This is a genomic window from Candidatus Rokuibacteriota bacterium (assembly GCA_016188005.1).
GTDB lineage: Bacteria > Methylomirabilota > Methylomirabilia > Rokubacteriales > CSP1-6 > UBA12499.
In genome coordinates, this window is sequence record JACPIQ010000094.1 from 1 (window position 1) to 16,108 (window position 16,108).

Annotated in this window: 18 protein-coding genes and 1 pseudogene; 4 read left to right on the top strand and 15 right to left on the bottom strand. The window is 69.9% G+C overall.

The annotated features are described in order from the left end of the window. Positions 1 to 709: FAD-dependent oxidoreductase (locus HYV93_18370; GenBank protein MBI2527937.1), on the top strand; the 709-nt coding region annotated here is incomplete at its 5' end. A gap of 92 nt (positions 710 to 801) precedes the next feature. Here the strand turns inward: HYV93_18370 and HYV93_18375 are convergent. Next, entirely contained in the window at positions 802 to 2,574 is a 1,773-nt protein-coding gene (locus HYV93_18375) for a DUF748 domain-containing protein (GenBank protein ID MBI2527938.1), read from the bottom strand. Beyond that, positions 2,571 to 2,981 (bottom strand): peptidoglycan-binding protein, encoded by a 411-nt coding sequence (locus HYV93_18380; GenBank protein ID MBI2527939.1) that lies wholly within the window; start codon positions 2,979 to 2,981, stop codon positions 2,571 to 2,573. Before HYV93_18380 ends, HYV93_18375 begins: the two co-directional genes overlap by 4 nt. 396 nt (positions 2,982 to 3,377) lie before the next feature. On the opposite strand from HYV93_18380, the gene HYV93_18385 reads away from it, so the two are divergent. Together HYV93_18385 and HYV93_18390 are read left to right on the top strand one after the other, a co-directional pair. Beyond that, positions 3,378 to 3,869, top strand: a complete 492-nt coding sequence (locus HYV93_18385) for a hypothetical protein (GenBank protein ID MBI2527940.1) — start codon at positions 3,378 to 3,380, stop codon at positions 3,867 to 3,869. Then, positions 3,866 to 4,516 (top strand): ABC transporter substrate-binding protein, encoded by a 651-nt coding sequence (locus tag HYV93_18390; protein ID MBI2527941.1) that lies wholly within the window; start codon positions 3,866 to 3,868, stop codon positions 4,514 to 4,516. Before HYV93_18385 ends, HYV93_18390 begins: the two co-directional genes overlap by 4 nt. Before the next feature lie 53 nt (positions 4,517 to 4,569). On the opposite strand, the gene HYV93_18395 is transcribed toward HYV93_18390, so the two are convergent. The 13 genes and pseudogenes from HYV93_18395 to ndhC all read right to left on the bottom strand — a co-directional run bounded on the left by HYV93_18395 (position 4,570) and on the right by ndhC (position 15,161). Next, positions 4,570 to 5,145, bottom strand: a complete 576-nt coding sequence (locus tag HYV93_18395) for a hypothetical protein (GenBank protein MBI2527942.1) — start codon at positions 5,143 to 5,145, stop codon at positions 4,570 to 4,572. A gap of 25 nt (positions 5,146 to 5,170) precedes the next feature. Continuing rightward, a pseudogene (locus HYV93_18400) lies at positions 5,171 to 5,881 on the bottom strand (NADH-quinone oxidoreductase subunit N). 35 nt (positions 5,882 to 5,916) lie between these two features. Continuing rightward, positions 5,917 to 7,455: an NADH-quinone oxidoreductase subunit M gene (locus HYV93_18405; protein ID MBI2527943.1), complete on the bottom strand. Its 1,539-nt coding sequence runs from the start codon at positions 7,453 to 7,455 to the stop codon at positions 5,917 to 5,919. Next, the gene (gene nuoL, locus HYV93_18410; GenBank protein MBI2527944.1) at positions 7,452 to 9,335 is read right to left on the bottom strand and encodes an NADH-quinone oxidoreductase subunit L; all 1,884 of its coding nucleotides are present in this window, start codon (positions 9,333 to 9,335) and stop codon (positions 7,452 to 7,454) included. Before nuoL ends, HYV93_18405 begins: the two co-directional genes overlap by 4 nt. A 10-nt stretch (positions 9,336 to 9,345) precedes the next feature. Next, positions 9,346 to 9,645 (bottom strand): NADH-quinone oxidoreductase subunit NuoK, encoded by a 300-nt coding sequence (nuoK, locus tag HYV93_18415; GenBank protein MBI2527945.1) that lies wholly within the window; start codon positions 9,643 to 9,645, stop codon positions 9,346 to 9,348. Positions 9,646 to 9,717: 72 nt separating this feature from the next. Continuing rightward, positions 9,718 to 10,212 carry an NADH-quinone oxidoreductase subunit J gene (locus tag HYV93_18420; protein MBI2527946.1) on the bottom strand — a complete coding sequence of 165 codons (495 nt, stop codon included), beginning with the start codon at positions 10,210 to 10,212 and terminating at the stop codon, positions 9,718 to 9,720. Continuing rightward, entirely contained in the window at positions 10,209 to 10,772 is a 564-nt protein-coding gene (locus HYV93_18425) for an NADH-quinone oxidoreductase subunit I (GenBank protein MBI2527947.1), read from the bottom strand. The genes HYV93_18420 and HYV93_18425 overlap by 4 nt, the downstream gene beginning before the upstream one ends. Beyond that, a complete protein-coding gene (gene nuoH / locus HYV93_18430; protein MBI2527948.1) occupies positions 10,765 to 11,745 on the bottom strand; it encodes an NADH-quinone oxidoreductase subunit NuoH in 981 nt (326 codons plus the stop codon). Before nuoH ends, HYV93_18425 begins: the two co-directional genes overlap by 8 nt. 2 nt (positions 11,746 to 11,747) lie before the next feature. Further along, positions 11,748 to 12,878 (bottom strand): NADH-quinone oxidoreductase subunit D, encoded by a 1,131-nt coding sequence (locus HYV93_18435; protein ID MBI2527949.1) that lies wholly within the window; start codon positions 12,876 to 12,878, stop codon positions 11,748 to 11,750. A 79-nt stretch (positions 12,879 to 12,957) separates the two neighbouring features. Then, positions 12,958 to 13,593 carry an NIPSNAP family protein gene (locus HYV93_18440; protein MBI2527950.1) on the bottom strand — a complete coding sequence of 212 codons (636 nt, stop codon included), beginning with the start codon at positions 13,591 to 13,593 and terminating at the stop codon, positions 12,958 to 12,960. 17 nt (positions 13,594 to 13,610) lie between these two features. Beyond that, positions 13,611 to 14,063, bottom strand: a complete 453-nt coding sequence (locus HYV93_18445) for an NADH-quinone oxidoreductase subunit C (GenBank protein ID MBI2527951.1) — start codon at positions 14,061 to 14,063, stop codon at positions 13,611 to 13,613. Positions 14,064 to 14,067: 4 nt separating this feature from the next. Next, on the bottom strand, positions 14,068 to 14,706 hold the full coding sequence (locus tag HYV93_18450; protein ID MBI2527952.1) for an NADH-quinone oxidoreductase subunit B: 639 nt from the start codon (positions 14,704 to 14,706) through the stop codon (positions 14,068 to 14,070). After that, entirely contained in the window at positions 14,697 to 15,161 is a 465-nt protein-coding gene (ndhC, locus tag HYV93_18455) for an NADH-quinone oxidoreductase subunit A (protein ID MBI2527953.1), read from the bottom strand. Before ndhC ends, HYV93_18450 begins: the two co-directional genes overlap by 10 nt. Between ndhC and HYV93_18460 the strand changes: the two genes are divergently transcribed. After that, positions 15,160 to 16,104 carry a LysR family transcriptional regulator gene (locus HYV93_18460; protein MBI2527954.1) on the top strand — a complete coding sequence of 315 codons (945 nt, stop codon included), beginning with the start codon at positions 15,160 to 15,162 and terminating at the stop codon, positions 16,102 to 16,104. The genes ndhC and HYV93_18460 overlap by 2 nt on opposite strands. Positions 16,105 to 16,108: the final 4 nt, after the last annotated feature.

Consider the following 16,108-nt stretch of genomic DNA (forward strand, 5'->3'; position numbering starts at 1 on the left):
CATCCGCGAGGCCACCGCCGCCGGAGAGCTGGACTTGCCGCGTGAGGACATCCTCTTCTTCGGCACGCCCCACGACGAGGAGGTCAGCGTCAACAGCACGCGGATCGGCGATGCCCTCGGCATCAGCGTCTGGGACCTCACGCGGGCGGAATGGCAGGCCCGGCGGCAGATGCGCCAGATCGTCGCCTTCCTGCGGCGCTACGTCCCCGGCTTCGAGCAGGCCTATGTCGTCCAGAGCGGGGTCACCATCGGGGTGCGCGAGACTCGCCGGATCCTCGGAGCGTACCAGCTCACCGCCGACGACGTGCTGCAGGCCCGCAAGTGGGACGATGTCATCGCCCGCGGGACCTACCCCATCGACATCCACAACCCCGCCGGCAAGGGGACGATCATCCGGAGAGTGCCCCCGGGAGACGCCTACGACATCCCGCTTCGGTGTCTGCTCCCCCGGCAGGTCGAGCAGCTCCTGGTCGCGGGTCGCTGCATCTCCGGCACGCACGAGGCGCACTCCTCGTACCGCGTGATGGCGACTGCGATGGCGACGGGCCAGGCGGCCGGGGTGTGTGCCGCGCTGGCGGCTCGCTCCGGCCGGCCGCCCCGGGACGTTCCGGCTCCGGAGGTCCAGGATGAGCTGAGACGGCAGGGCGCCGCGCTCGGTCCGTCGAGACCGTCGGTGCGAGAGGGTGCCCCGGGACGGACCATGCCCTGACGACAATCTCCCCCCGCCCGACCCGCAAGGCGCGGCCCGGGGACGAATGTCCCGGGGCCCCCTGGCGGGCGGCCTGCGTAACCCGGTCGGACTCAGCGTGACTCCGGTTTCGCCGGCTCCGCTCCCGGAGGCGGGGCTGGTACTGTCCCGGCGTCACGCGCCGGGTCTCCGTCGAGGTTGCGACCTCCGGGCTGCCCCTGGCCTCGTGGCGGGCCTTGACGCTCGCGGCCCGCTCGGGATCCCCCCGCTGCCTGCGGGTGCGCTCCCGGCTCGAATCCCGGCAGGATCGCCTTGAAGAAGGCGTTCTGGAGAAGACGCCCGACGACCTCCCAGGTGCTGACCTCGGGGCGGTCCATGGGCCCCGACAGGGTCACCACGGTGGCCACCTCCCCCCGGGGGCGGTTCTCCAGGAGCTTCGTGACGATGCCCACCAACCCCTCGTAGAGCCGTTGGCGGAAGCTCTCCGGCTGATCGCGGCGGCCCCCGGCCACCTGCACGCCCCGGAACAGCGGCTTGACGTAACCGTCGATGCCGCCGTCCTTGGCCCGGAGCTCGGCGAACACCGAGAAGGTCCCGGCGGCCACGCCGAATCCTCCGTACGCATGAACGAGGTCGTTCATGCTCACCATGTCGGTCCCGTCCACCTGCACCTTGACCGCCACGTCCGCGCTGCGCGTCTCCGGCCGGAAGGTCGCCGACATCTGGGTGTCGCCGGTTCCCATGAACTTGCCCCTGAGCTGGACCGTCGCCGTGCCGTCGGCCTTCTGGTTGCTCAGGTTCTGCACGGAGAGGTCGGCGTCCGTCAGCAGCAGCCGGAAGGGGGGCGTGGCGGCGCGGTTCACGATGGCGACGCGACTCCGGGCGATATCCACCCGGTCGATCCGGAGCTGAACGCCCGGGTCGTTCGCGACGGACTTCGCCGCATCGGCCGCGCGCTGCGCCCGCGCCTTCTCGACCGCCGCGGTCTGCGGCGTGTGCACGTAGTCCGTGTCGAGCCCCTGCACGAGCACGCGATCGAGCGTCATCGCCTTCATGGTGGGCGCGTACTCCGCGGTGCCGGCGACCGTGAGGGTCCCCTTGCGGACGGACAGGTTGTACCGGTTGGTGATCGGCTTGAAGTAGCCCAGCGCGACTCGCTCGATTCGGAATCGCGCGAGGATCCCCGGGTGAGGCTCGGCCAGGAAGTCGGCATGGCCGTTCACCGCCAGCCGCCCCGTATCGAAGACGGTGCCCTCGAGAGAGACCTCGGACGGATACACGCGCTCCTTCGATCGGATGTTCCGGATGTTCTGCGCGCTTCCGTTGAGCTGGCTGAGGCGGAGCGGCTGAAAGGGCCCCTTGTCGACATAGGTCACGTCCCCGTTCACGACGCGCAGCTGGTTGATCTTGAGGTCGAGGGCGACGGCCTCGAGCGCCCCCTGCCAGCCGCGGTCCTTGAGGGCGACCGTGCCTTCCGCCTCCGTCTTCACGTGGGCCAGGTCGAGGTAGAGCGTCGGCCGATCGAAGGTGATATCGGCCACCACCCGCCCGTCGAAGAGCGCGCGCCAGTCGAGGCTCATGTTGAGCCGGTGAATGCGAGCGATCGGCGGGTCCGGATTGGCGTCCTGGACGATCGTGGCGTCCTGCAGGTCGAACGAGGCGCTGAGCGGGTGCAGGGAGAGCCGTGGGATCCGGACGGTGTACCCGGTCAGCCTCCCGTTGACTTCGCGTTCCACGTGCCGGCGGAGGGGCTCATCCGTCAGGTAGGCGACAGTGTAGGCGAGGAGGACCAGCGCGCCGCCGATGCCCCCGACCCAGAGCAACCCCTTGGGCGGGCGCCTGACCCACCGGGCAAGACGCTGCGGCACCTGCCAGCGCATGCTCATGGCCATTCCTCCGCTACGGCGACTGCGGCGGAGCGGAAGGCGCGACCCCGAGGTCGAGCGGGGTGCTCGACGCGCTGATGTCGAACCCGGGCCCCCGCTGGCGCCCGGAACAGACGCTCGTGGACGTCGAGCCGAACCATGGTCTCCGGATCGAGGCGGCCCGTCGCCAGGAGCCCCTCGGCGCGCTGGAAACGCGTCAGCGCAGCCCGCGTCCTCGGCCCGACGATCCCGTCGATGGGGCCGGGCCGATAGCCGAGATCGTGGAGAGCCCGCTGAGCGTCGCCGACGAACCGGGGCTTGGGGGGCACCGGCCGCGTCCGAGTCGACAGATCAGGGCGCGCCTCGGACACTGCCAGACCGCTCGTCGGCCCGGGCAGACTTGAGAGCAGCAGCGCGATCCCCGCCATGGTCGCGACGGTTGCCCTCCTCACAACTCCACCTCCCCGTTCACGAGTCAGAGCCGGGCCCCGTGGATTCTCGCTTCCAGTTCGCCCATCGGCGTCGTCTCCTGGGCCTCCCGACGTCAGTATGTTCAACGACCGTGCCACCGTGAAGGAGCCCGGATACGCAGTTCCGACCCGCGAACCCGAGCGCCAACGACCCTGCTTCGGGCAGGGGGTTGTAACTCTTACGCCCCTGACCGGGAAAGTCTTACCTGCCCCGGACGCGGCGGGTCCCGGGCACCGCTCCTTCGGGCCGCGCAGGACAGGAAATAGCGAAGAGCATTGCCTCCTTTTTCGAGCGGCCGGACTGCCAGGAGCTGGCATACCCGATGCAGCCTCCGACGCGGTGGAGGTGACGCCATGAAGCCATCACACAGCTTCCGACGCGGCCTTCTGGCCAGCGCACTCGCGGTGCCGACCCTGGCCGAGCGCACCTGGGCGCAGGCGTCCGCGCTCCCACCCCAGACGGCGCCGGTGGCCGGCGGTGGTGTCGGCGGGGCATTGCTGCTCGTCGGCGTCATCGGCGCGCTGCTCGTCCTGATCGGGATCACGGTGAAGATGTATGACCTGAAGCGCCAGCGCGAAGAGGAGGGCGTGGCCCTCCAGGCACGGATCTCCGACGCCCTGATGATGGATCCTTCGCTCGCGGGCCTGGCGCTCACGCCCACGGTGCGGATCCCGTTCCGGCGCGGGCTGTCGGGGGCCGTCACCGTCACCGGGGTGGCTCCGACGCCGCAGCTCCGCGAGGCGGCGATCCAGCTCGTCATGCGAGAGGTGACGCATGCCGGGGCCCGCGTCCACATCGAGGACCGGATCGCGGTGGACACGATGCTGGCGAGGCACGCCGCATGAAGCCGCGCCGGCGTCTCGCTGGAGCGGTCGCGATCGCGGTCCTCGCCGCCGCCGTGGCCCCGGCCTGGGCGGGCGCTCCGACGGACCAGGTGCGGGCCTCGGTCGACCGCATCATCGGAATCCTCCAGGACCCGGCCCTGAAGTCGAGCGCAAAGACGAAGGAGCGGCGGGCCGCGATCCGCGAGGCCGCCGACACCATCTTCGATTTCCGCGAGACCGCGCGGCGCGCGCTCGGCCGTCACTGGCAGTCGGTGGGCGAGCAGGATCGCGAGGAGTTCGTGCCGCTGTTCACCGATCTGCTGGAACGCTCGTACACCTCCAAGATCGAGCAGTACAGCGGGGAGAAGATCAGCTACGTCGGCGAGTCGGTGGACCCGGGCGGCGAGGCGGCCATGGTGAAGACCATCTTCACCACCAAGGCGGGCGCCGCGGTGCCGATCAACTACAGCCTGCTCCGCCGCGGCGACCGCTGGCTCGTGTACGACGTCTTCGTCGAGGGCGTGAGCCTGGTAGCCAACTACCGGTCCCAGTTCGACCGCATCATCCAGACCGCCTCCTACCAGGAGCTGGTCCGGAGGATGAAGGCCGGCCAGGCGGACGTCCCGGCGCCGGGCGGGGCGTCGCCGAAGGGCAAGGGCCGCACCTGATCCCACCTTCGGCGCGCCGAGGCGCCCCCACGTCCGGGAGGTGCCGCTCGACCTCAGAAGAGCGTGGCGGCGACGCGGAGGGCGGCCAGGACGAAGGGCTTCGGGTACACGCCCATGCCCACCACCCCGGCACTGCAGAGGAAGATGGACAGTCCCAGGAGAGGGGTCACGACGACGGGGCCCAGGCGCTCCGGGGCGTCAATGTACATGCGCTTGGCCACGAGCAGGTAGTAGAAGAGGGCCACCACGGTGAGCACCGCGCCCACCAGCACGAGCCAGTACATCCCCTGCTCCGCGGCGGCCCAGAAGACGTACAGCTTGGCCCAGAAGCCCGCCACGAAGGGGATGCCGCCCAGCGAGAGCAGGAAGAGGAGCATGCAGAGGGCCAGCAGCGGCGAGCGCTGCGCGAGACCCTTGTAGGCGGCGATGCTCACCGAGCCGTCCGACTGGGCCACGGCCTCCACCACGAGGAAGGCTCCCATGTTCCCGAACAGATAGGCCACCAGGTAGAAGAGCATCATGGCGGCGCCCGAGGCCGAGACGGCGGCGAGCCCCACCAGCATGTAGCCGATGTGGGCGATTCCCGAGTAGGCCAGCATGCGCTTGATGTTCTGCTGGGGGATGGCCATCAGCGCGGTCGCCCATCCCCTCGAGGTAGAGCCGGAAGATGACCACGAAGCCGGCCGCCTTGGGGGCCACCGACAGCCAGGCGACGAAGGGCGTGCTCGCCGCCTCGTAGGTGTCCGGCACCCACATGTGGAACGGCACCGCCGCGATCTTGAAGCCGAGCCCCGCCAGCGTGAGGACCAGTCCCAGCACCAGGAGCGGATGCCCGCCGGCCATGGCCCGGGCGATCCCGCCCACGTCGGTGGTCCGCGTGATGCCGTAGACGAAGGACAGCCCGTAGGCCATCACCGCCGAGGAGACGGTCCCCACCAGGAAGAACTTGAGCGAGGCCTCCGCCGCCTCGGCCTCGCGCTTCTGGAACCCCGCCAGGATGTAGAGCGGGATGGACATGAGCTCGAAAGCCACGAACAGCAGCACCAGCTCCCGGGCCGAGGCCAGCACGAGCATCCCCAGGAGCGAGGCGAGGATCATCGTGTAGTACTCGGTGGCCCGCCGCGCGAAGGCGGGCTCCCGCAGCGTCAGCGACCCCAGGATGCCGATGATGGTCGCGGCGAGGAAGAGGCGCTTGGCGAACAGCGCCAGCTCATCCTCGACGAAGGCGCCGCCGAAGAGTGCGGGGCCGGGCTCGGTCCGGAGCGCGATCCCCAGGATCACCAGGAGCCCGACGACTGCCAGCACCCCGACCCGGCGCGCGTCCTCGCGCGGGCCGAACAGGCCCACGAAGAACACCGCGACCATCACGCCGAGGAGCGCGACCTCGAGGCCGAGCGGGATCACGGCAGCACGCCCAGCCTGGCCAGGAGCGGGACGGTGGCCGTGTCGACCGGGCCCAGGGCGAGGCCCGGCGCCACCCCGAAGAGGACGAGGACGAACACGAGGATCACGAGCGCCGCCCACTCGGGCCCCTGCGCGTCCGGCAGGTGGTGGAAGTGCGGGTCTGCCGCCTGGGGCCCCCAGAAGATCTGCTTGGCCACGCGCAGGACGTAGATCGAGGTGAGGAAGGCGCCGAGGACGCCGGGGAAGAGCCACCAGGAGTGGCGGGACTGCCAGGCGCCGAGGAAGGTCAGCAGCTCGGCGACGAAGCCGGCCGTGGCCGGCAGCCCGAGCGAGGAGAGGCCGCCCACGGTGAAGGCCGTGGCGATGCCGGGCATCATCCGGCCGAAGCCGCCCATGGTGAAGATGGCCCGCGAGTGCGCCTTCTCGTAGACCAGCCCCACGAGCGCGAAGAAGAGGCCGGTCATGATGCCGTGGGCGAACATCTGGAAGACGGAGCCGTTGAGCCCGCTCTCGGTGAGCGTGGCCGCCCCCAGCATCACCACCCCCATGTGGGAGACGGAGGAGTAGGCGATGACGTACTTGAGGTCCGTCTGCGCCATGGCGCTGAGCGCCCCGTAGACGATGTTGACGCAGGCGATGGTGCCCACGAGCCACACCCACTGCTGCGTGCCCTCGGGCAAGAGCCCCATGCCGAGCCGCACGAAGCCATAGGCCCCGAGCTTCATCAGCACGCCCGCGTGGAGCATGGAGACGGCCGTGGGGGCGGAGGCGTGGCCGTCGGGGGACCAGGTGTGCAGGGGCCAGATGCCCGCCAGGATCCCGAAGCCCACGTAGAAGGCCAGGAAGGCCCACGACTGCAGTTGCGGGTCGAATCGGATGAGCTCGAGCTCGAGGAAGGAGAAGGAGGTCGAGCCCGCCGCGACGTAGAGCGCGAGCACCCCCACCAGGATGAAGGCCGACCCGAACAGCAGGTAGAGAGTCAGCTTCATCGCCGCGTACTCCTTGGTGCCGACCCCGGTCCGGCGCAAGGCCCAGCCAAAGATGCCCTGGGGGCGGATCTCGCCGGAGGACCCCCAGATGCCGATGAGGAGGTACATCGGCAGGACGGCGATCTCGTAGAAGAGGAAGAGGACGAAGAGGTCCAGCGAGACGAAGACGCCGAACACCCCCGTGACCAGCACCAGGAGGAGCGCGTAGAACTCCTGGCTGCGCTCCTTCACGGTCCACGAGGCGAAGACCCCCGCGAAGATCACGATCCCCGTGAGGAGCACCATGAGCAAGCTCATGCCGTCGATGCCGAGCTGGTAGGTGATGCCCAGGGGCGGCACCAGCGGCCACTCTTCGTAGAACTGGAAGCCCGCGACGTCCCGGTCATAGGCCCAGAAGGCCCCGAGGGACAGGACAAGGGATACCCCCGTCGAGGCGGCGGCGATCCAGCGGACGCGGAGCGGGTTATGGCGGGCGGTGAACATGATCAGCAGGGCCCCGACGAAGGGCGCCCACGCGATGATCGAGAGGACCGGGAGCCCGGTCATCGCGGCCACTGGATCCAGACGAGGAGGAGCAGGAGCCCGAAGGCGACGCCGTAGACGTAGTCCTGCGGCTGCCCGGACTGCATCCGTCGGAGACGGTCCCCGAGGACGAGCGTCCAGGCACTCAGCACGTTCACGATGCCATCGACCAGGTAGCGGTCCACCCAGCCCACCGCGCGCGACACCACGAGCAGCACCCTGCGGTAGAGGACCTCGAAGAGGTCGTCCAGCCAGAACTTGGCCTGCGCCGCCTCGCGCACGAGACCGAAGGCGCCGGCCAGCCGCTCCGAGTCCACCAGTCTCCGGTGATAGGTGAGCCACGCCAGGGCGATGCCACCCAGGGCCACCGCCACCGCCAGGGGCGTGAGCCACCCCGGGGCGTCGAACTCGGGCTCCGGGTGGCGCACGGTGAAGAAGACGCCGACCCCGACCGACATCACGGCGAGGAGCCAGAGCGGCAGCGCCATCGAGGGTGGGGCGTCGTGGAGGTGGGCGCCCCCGGACCCCGCGCCGCCGGGCCCGGGCCCGGCGTGGGCGCCGCGCCCCGCCGCCGGCTCTCCGAAGAAGGCGATGAAGACCACCCGGAACATGTAGAAGGCGGTGAGGAAGGCCGCCAGCACGAGCATGGCGAAGGGCCCCGCGAGCCCGCCCGCCCACACGGCGCCCAGGATCTGCTCCTTGGAGAAGAAGCCGCCGAAGAGCGGGATGCCTGCCAGCGACAGCGTCCCCACCAGGAAGACGATGGTGGTCCCGGGCATCGGCCTCCGCAGCCCGCCCATCTGGAAGATGTCGTTGCTCCCCACGGCGTGGATCACGGCGCCCGCGCCGAGGAAGAGGAGCGCCTTGAAGAGGCCGTGGGTGAGGAGGTGAAGGAAGCCCGCCGAGGCGAAGCCGGCGCCGATGGCGGCCATCATGTAGCCGAGCTGGGACACCGTGGAGTACGCCAGCACCCGCTTGATGTCCGACTGCGCGCAGGCCAGCGTGGCCGCCAGGAGCGCCGTGAAGGCGCCCACCCACCCGACCAGCACCAGCACGTCCGGCGTGAGCGCGAAGAGCCAGTCGGTGCGCTTGAGCAGGTAGACGCCCGCCGTCACCATGGTGGCGGCGTGGATCAGCGCCGAGACGGGCGTCGGGCCTTCCATGGCGTCGGGGAGCCAGACGTGGAGCGGGAACTGGGCGGACTTGCCGACGGCCCCCAGGTAGACGCAGAAGGTGATGAGGCCGAGCCCGTCGAGCGGCAGCCGGCCCGAGTCCACCTGCAGGAGGAGCTCGAGGAAGTCGAAGGTCCCCGTCCGCTGCCAGAGGAGCACGATGCCGATGAGGAGCCCCACATCCCCGGCCTTGGTGGTCCAGAAGGCCTTCACGGCCGCCCTGGCCGCCTCGGGCTTCTGATACCAGTAGCCGATGAGCAGGTACGAGCAGAGGCCCACCAGCTCCCAGCAGATGAAGAGCTGGACGAAGTTGGGCGCCAGCACCAGCCCCATCATCGAGAAGGCGAAGAGCGACTGGTAGGCGTAGTAGCGCCCGATCCCCGGGGCGGGCTCGTGGTCGAGATAGCCCAGCGAGTACACCTGCACCAGGAGCGAGACCAGCGCCACCAGCACGAGCATGATGGTCGAGTCGGTGTCCGCGAGCACGCCCACCGTGGCCAGGGGGCCCGCCTCGGCGGGGATCCATTCCCAGAGGAGCGGAGGCTGGAACACCTCGCGGCTCGAGGCGAGCCAGGCGCGGACCGCCCAGCCGAGCGCCGCCGCCGAGAAGACGATGGAGATGAAGCCCGCCGGGCGGCCGGAGCGCCGGAGCGGGACCACCACCGCCAGCAAGAGGAACGCGCCCGCGGGCAGGAGCAGGCAGTAGAGCGCGAACTGGGCGGAGTCGGTCATGGGCGGCGCGTTACCCCTTGAGGAGATCCAGGTGGTCGGCGATGGCGGTGCGCCGGATCCGGAAGATGAGGATCACGAGCGCCAGCCCCACGGCCACCTCCGCCACGGTGACGCTGATCGTGAACACGGCGAAGATCATCCCGACGGGCTGGCCGTTGAAGCGCGCGAAGGCCACGAGGTTGATGTTCACCGCGTTGAGCATCAGCTCGATGCCCAGGAGGATGCCCACGGTGTTCCGCCGGGTGATGACGCCGAACAGACCGATGGCGAAGAGCGTCGCCGCCAGCGCGAGGTAGGCGTGGAGCGGCATGCCGTCAGTGTCCTGTCCCGGAGATCCGGCTCCGGCCGGGGCCACGAGTAAACGAGGTGCCGGGAGAGGGCATCAGTCGTCGGGGCGGGCGAAGTAGGTGGCGCCGAGGAGGGCAGCCAGGAACAGCACGGCGAGGAGCTCGAAGGGCAGCACGAAGTGGGAGAGGAGCGCCTGGCCCATGGCCCGCGTCACGTCCACCGGCAGCGGCGGGCGGGAGCTGGGCAGCGGGGCGCGGGCGATGATCGTGAGCACGCCCACCAGCACGCCGCCCGACACGATCAGGCCGCTGACGATCTGCCGGCTCGTCTGCGTGATCCGGTCACCCACGAGCCTTTCCGTCACCACGATGGCGAAGACGACGATGGTGACGACGCCGCCGGCGTAGAGCAGGAGCTGGACGGCGGCCAGAAACTCCGCCTCCAGCACGAGGAAGATCCCGGCGGTGCCGGTGAGGGCCAGCGCGAGGTAGAGCACCGAGTGAAAGAGGTTCTTCGACAGCACCACCGCCAGGGCCGAGCCCACCAGGAGGCCGGCCAGCGCCCAGAACGCGACGGGCTCGAGCGTCACTGGGGGTCCCCTGTGGCGGCCTTGGCGGGCGTCGCGCCCTCCGCGCGCACGGCCTTGGGCGGCGTCTGCATGTCCCGGAGGAGAGTCCCCGTGGCCCAGGACCGGTCGAACTGCTGGCCGAGGTGGTGGAGCCGGTCCTTGTCCAGCAGGAGCTCCCGGCGGTCCGCGGTGACCACGTCGAAGGATTTCATCATGACGATGGCGTCGGTCGGGCACACCTGCACGCACAGCTCGCAGAACTCGCAGGCGTACAGCTCGAGCGTGAAGCGCTTGGCGTAGTTGCGCTTCTCGCTCTTGAGCATCTCGACCTTGATGACCTGCGGCGGGCAGATGTACTCGCAGAGCCGGCAGCCGATGCAGTTCTCCTCGCCGGTCTCCTGGTCGTAGGTCAGCGCCAGCACGCCCCGGAAGCGCTCCGGGTACTGGCGCTTCACGTCGGGATAGTGCACGGTCACGGGCTTCCGCATGAGGTTGACGAGAGTGACGCCCATGGCGCGCCCCACCGCCCGGCCGAGCCCGCCCAGGTCGCGCCAGAAGCCGTCGCGCCGTCCCTCAGGCACCGGGGCCGCTCCGAAGGGTGACGACCAGCGCCGTCGCCATGAGCAGGAGGAGGGTCAGGGGCAGGAGGAACTTCCAGGAGATGGCCAGGATCTGGTCCACCCGGATCCGCACGAAGCTCCACCGCACCCAGGTCACCAGCAGGAACACCAGCATCGCCTTCAGGAGGAACCACACGGGTCCGAGCCAGGCCGGGCCCGGCCCCGCCCAGGCGCCCAGGAAGAGCAGCGCCCCGAGGAAGGAGGTGCCGACCATGTGGGCGTACTCCCCGAGCTGGATCAGGGCGAACTTCATGCCGGAGTACTCGACGCGGAAGCCCGCCACCAGCTCGGATTCGGCCTCCCGGATGTCGAAGGGCACCCGGTTCTCGGCCGCCAGCGTGGTGACGATGAAGGCGGCGAAGGCCAGCTGGCCGATGACCGGGTAGAAGACGAACCAGAGGCCGCCCTGGGCGGTCGCGATGTCGGAGAGCCGGAGGGACCCCGCGAGGAGCACCGGCACGAGGGCGGTGAAGATGAACGGCAGGTCGTAGGAGATGATCTGGTTCACCGCGCGCATGACGGACAGGAGCGCGTACTTGTTGTTGGACCCCCAGCCGGCCATGAACAGCCCGACGATCTCCATGGCGGAGACCGCCAGGAAGAAGAGGACGCCGGTGCGGAGGTCGGCCACGCCGAGCGCCGGCGCGAACGGGATCGTCGCGAAGATGAGCATGCACGGGATCAGGAAGACGATGGGCGCCAGGTTGTAGACGGCCCGGTCGGCCGCCCGCGGCACCACGTCCTCCTTCAGCAGGAGCTTGAGCGCATCGGCGATGGGCTGCAGCAGCCCGTGGGGCCCCACGCGGTAGGGGCCGATCCGCGATTGCATCCGCGCGGCAAACTTGCGCTCGAGGAGCGTCACGTAGGTGACGATGCCGACCACGGCGTTCAGCACGATGAACCCCGCGAGGAAGGCGCGGACGGAGTCGGTCATGGTTATCTGTCGACCTCGCCGAAGACGGGGTCCACGGAGCCCATGATGGCCACCACGTCGGCCACCTTGTGCCCCGGGATGATGTGCGGGAGCACCGCGAGGTTCGAGAAGGACGCCCCGCGCCACTTCATCCGGTACGGCTTGGCGCTGCCGTCGGCCACCAGGTAGCAGCCCACCTCCCCCCGCGGTCCCTCGACCCGCGCGTACCCCTCGCCCTTGGGGATGCGGACCTGCCCCACGGACTTCACGCCGGGGCGCGAGGAGATGGGTCCCTCGGGGAGTCCGTCCAGCACCTGGCGCACGATCTTGCTGGACTCGCGGAACTCCACCATCCGCACCCGGTAGCGCGCGTAGCAGTCGCCCGCCGTCTCCACGGGCACCCGGAAGTCGAAGTCCTCGTAGGAGGAGTAGGGCTCGGCCCGACGGACGTCGTAGCCGACGCCGGAGCCCCGGATGAGGGGCCCCGAGATGCCCACCTCCTCCGCCAGCGCCCGCGAGATCACGCCGACCCCCCGCGCGCGCGCGAGGAAGAAGTCGTTGTCCTCGAGCATGCGCTCCCACTCGTCGACGCGCCGGTCGATGAAGTCCACGGTCTCGCGGCACTTCTGTGCCCAGCCGGCCGGCAGGTCGTAGCGCACGCCGCCCACCTGGTGGAAGCCGTAGAGGAGCCGCGCGCCCACCAGCGCCTCGAAGAGGTCGAGCACGTACTCCCGCTCGCGGATGCAGTAGAGGAAGACGGTGGCGCCGCCGCCGAGGGCGCCGCCCATGTCCATGCACCAGGTGCCGAGCCAGACGCAGTGCGAGGCGATGCGCTGCAGCTCCGCGACCAGGACGCGCAGGTACTGGGCGCGCTTGGGCACCTCGACCTTGCCGAGGATCTCCGCGGCGCGCACGTACGCGAGCTCGCTCGTCATGGCCGCCACGTAGTCCGTCTTGGAGGCGATGGTCGGGTACTGGGTATAGGCGAGCGTCTCCCCGAGCTTCTCGTGGCACCGGTGGAGGTAGCCGATCACGGCGTCCACGCCCAGGACGGTCTCGCCCTGGAGCGTCAGGATCATCCGGAACACGCCGTGTGAGGATGGGTGCTGCGGCCCCATGTTCATGGTGAGGCTCTCGGCCCCGCCGTACCCCATCTCGATGACCTTGCGCGCTTCGGGATCCATCCCTACGCCATCATGACGCCATCGCTCGGTCAGTCTCCACCGGCGCCGTTCAGCGCATCGGCGAGAACGGCGCCGGGTTGAGCACGATCGCCTGCATGTGCGCCAGGCACGGCGATCCCTTGGCGAGGAAGGCCTGCCACTCGGGCTCCCGCGCCAGCTCCGCCCGCTTGGCCGCCCGCTCGTTCAGGTCGTGGAAGGCCCACATGTGGACCACCTCGTTGAGCTGGGCGATCTCCGTCTGCCACAGCCCCACCCGGTGCATGAGCTTCTCGCGCACCGGCATCACCGTCTTGAACTGCTCGAGCCACTCCGCCACCTGTCCCGGGTGGAGGCGGTACCAGCGCAGCTCGTACACGTGCCCGGCGTGCGCCGGCGGGACCACCGGGAGGACGGCGGAGAGGATCTTGTTCTCCTGGGCGAGCATCATGGGGCGGATCCGTGGGATGTACTCCTGGGTCCACGCCCGCTCCTGGGCCAGCGCCGCGCGCAGGCGCTGGCGCTCGACGAGATCGGCGAAGCTCCAGAGGTGGACGAGCTGGTTGAGCGTCCCGAACTCCGTGGACCAGTACCCTTCCAGCTTGCCGTACCGGTCGCCACGGATCTGGCGGCCGACCTCGCCCGACAGCTTCAGGTACTGGGCCTGCGTCCCAGGAACCAGCGTGTACGTCCTGAGCTCGTAGATCATGGAGGACCTCCCGGGGGTTAGCGGTATGGCGGGTGCGGCGTGTCGACCGCGTAGGACTTCAGCAGCGGGTGGCCTTCCCAGTCCTGCGGGAGGAGGATCCGCCGCAGGTCCGGATGCCCGTCGAAGCCGATCCCGAACATGTCGTAGCACTCGCGCTCCATCCAGTCGGCGCCGCGGTAGACGGCGACGAGGGACGGGCAGCGTGTCCGGTCCGGGCCGAGCCGCGCCTTGAGGGTCAGCGAGAAGTTGTCGTCGAGGTTCTCGATCCGTGCCACGACCTCGAGCCCCTCCTCCTTCCAGTCCACGGCGGTGAGAAAGCTCAGGTAGTGGCAGCCCAGCGCCTCACGGGCGAATCGCGCGAAGTCCTGCCACTGCGCGACGGGAACGGTGACCACGACCGCACCCTCCGCGCCGCCGGCGGGCGCGCCGAGCCGTTCCTGGATGAGTATCCGGGCCTCGTCGCGCGTCAAGGGGCTAGTCGGTCTTCGCGGTGGGAGCGGCGCGCCGGCCCGTCTGCTTGAAGTGCTGGATCTGCTCCTGCAGCAGCAGCAGGCCGTTGAGCAGCGACTCCGGGGGCGGCGGACAGCCCGGGACATAGACATCCACGGGGATCACCCGGTCCACGCCCTTCACGACGTGGTAGCCGTGGCGGAAGGGGCCCCCCGAGTTGGCGCAGGAGCCCATGGACACCGCCCACTTGGGATCGGGCATCTGGTCGTAGATGCGCTTGAGCATCGGCGCCATCTTGATGGTGACCGTGCCCGAGACGATCATGAGGTCCGAGTGACGCGGCGAGGCCCACGGGACCATGCCGAGCCGCTCCACGTCGAAGCGCGAGGCGAAGGTCGCCATCATCTCGATGGCGCAGCAGGCCAGCCCGAAGGTCACGGGCCAGACGGACGACTTCCGCGCCCAGTTGAGGAAGCTGTCCGCCACGGTGGTGAGGGCGAAGCCGCCGGGGAAGTGGTGCAGCCCCTCCGTCACCGACTCGATCAGGCTCGAGTACTGGTCCCCTTCCGGGCGCTCCTGGTGGTACTTCTCCCATTCCTGCAGGTCCTTGAACTCGGTCCAGACCAGAGGCGGGATCCGGGGGACGGGCGCCTTCACTTCCATTCGAGGATCCCCTCCCGGCGGGCGTAGAGCCAGCCCATCAGGAGGATCGCGACGAAGACCGCCATGCTGCCCACGGCCCACAGCCCGAATTCCCGCAGCGCGAGGGCCCAGGGGAAGAGGAACACCGCGAGGACGTCGAACACGATGAAGAGCAGGGCCACCAGGTAGAAGCCCACCGGGAACTGCACCCACGCCTCGCCGATGGTCTCGGCGCCGCACTCGTAGCTGTCGAGCTTCGAAGGATAAGGGCGGGACGGGCGAAGGATGCGGGAGGCCAGCAGGGACACCACGCCGAAGCCGACGATCAGGGCCAGGAAGACGACCACGGGCAGATACCCGGTCACGGACGGCTCCTCCTCGAGCGGTCGACAACCCAGAGAAAGTATACCATGCAGCAGGGACCATGAACGGAGCGATTGCCCGCGCCGCTGACCACGTGCTATGAGTCGGCGCATGACTCTGCGGCAGCTGGAGAGCTTCCTCGCGGTGGCGCGCGCCCGCAGCTTCCGCAAGGCGGCCGGGACCGTGGCGCTCAGCCAGCCCGCGCTCTCCCAGCAGATCAAGGAGCTGGAAGGGGAAGTCGCCCTGCCGCTCTTCGACCGTCTCGGCCGGACGATCCGCCTCACCGAGGCGGGACGGCTCCTGGAGGAGCACGCCCAGCGCATCCTCGCGGTGGTGCAGGGGGCGCAGGAGGCCTTGAGCGAGCTGCGCGGACTCGAGCGCGGCATGCTCGTCCTCGGCGGGAGCACGACGCCCGGCCTCTACGTGCTGCCATGGCTCCTCGGCCGCTTCAAGGCCCGCCACCCCAAGATCGACGTGGCGCTCCGCATCGCCAACACCCGGGAGATCGAGGAGCGCGTGCGGGCGGGCGAGGTGGACCTCGGGATGGTGGGTGGCCACCTGCCGGAGTTCAAGGAGACGTGCGTGGAGGCCAGCCTCGTGGACCGCATCGTGCTGATCGTGCCTCCGCGTCATCGCTGGGCGGCCAGGCGCACGGTCGCGCCGGAGCGGCTCAACGAGGAATGCCTCCTCACCCGCGAGGAAGGCTCGGCGACGCGCCGGGTGGCAGAGGCGGCGCTGGAGCGCGCGGGCCTCCGCCTCGAGGCCTGTCTCGAGCTCGGGCACACCGAGGCCATCAAGCAGGGGGTGCGGGCGGGGCTCGGGGTGGCCCTGGTGTCCCAGTACGCCGTCCGCAACGAGGTGGCGAGCGGTCAGCTCCGGGCGCTCGGGCTGCGCGGGCTACCCATCGAGCGCCACTTCCATGTGATCCGTCACGAGGCCCGGGCGCTCGGCCCGTCGGCCAGGGCCTTCCTCGAGTTCCTCCAGCGGGACCGCCCGCTCGGGCGGCTGGCGCGGCTCGGCCGCCGGTCCCGTCCGGCGGGAGGCAAGTCCGGGTGAGCGG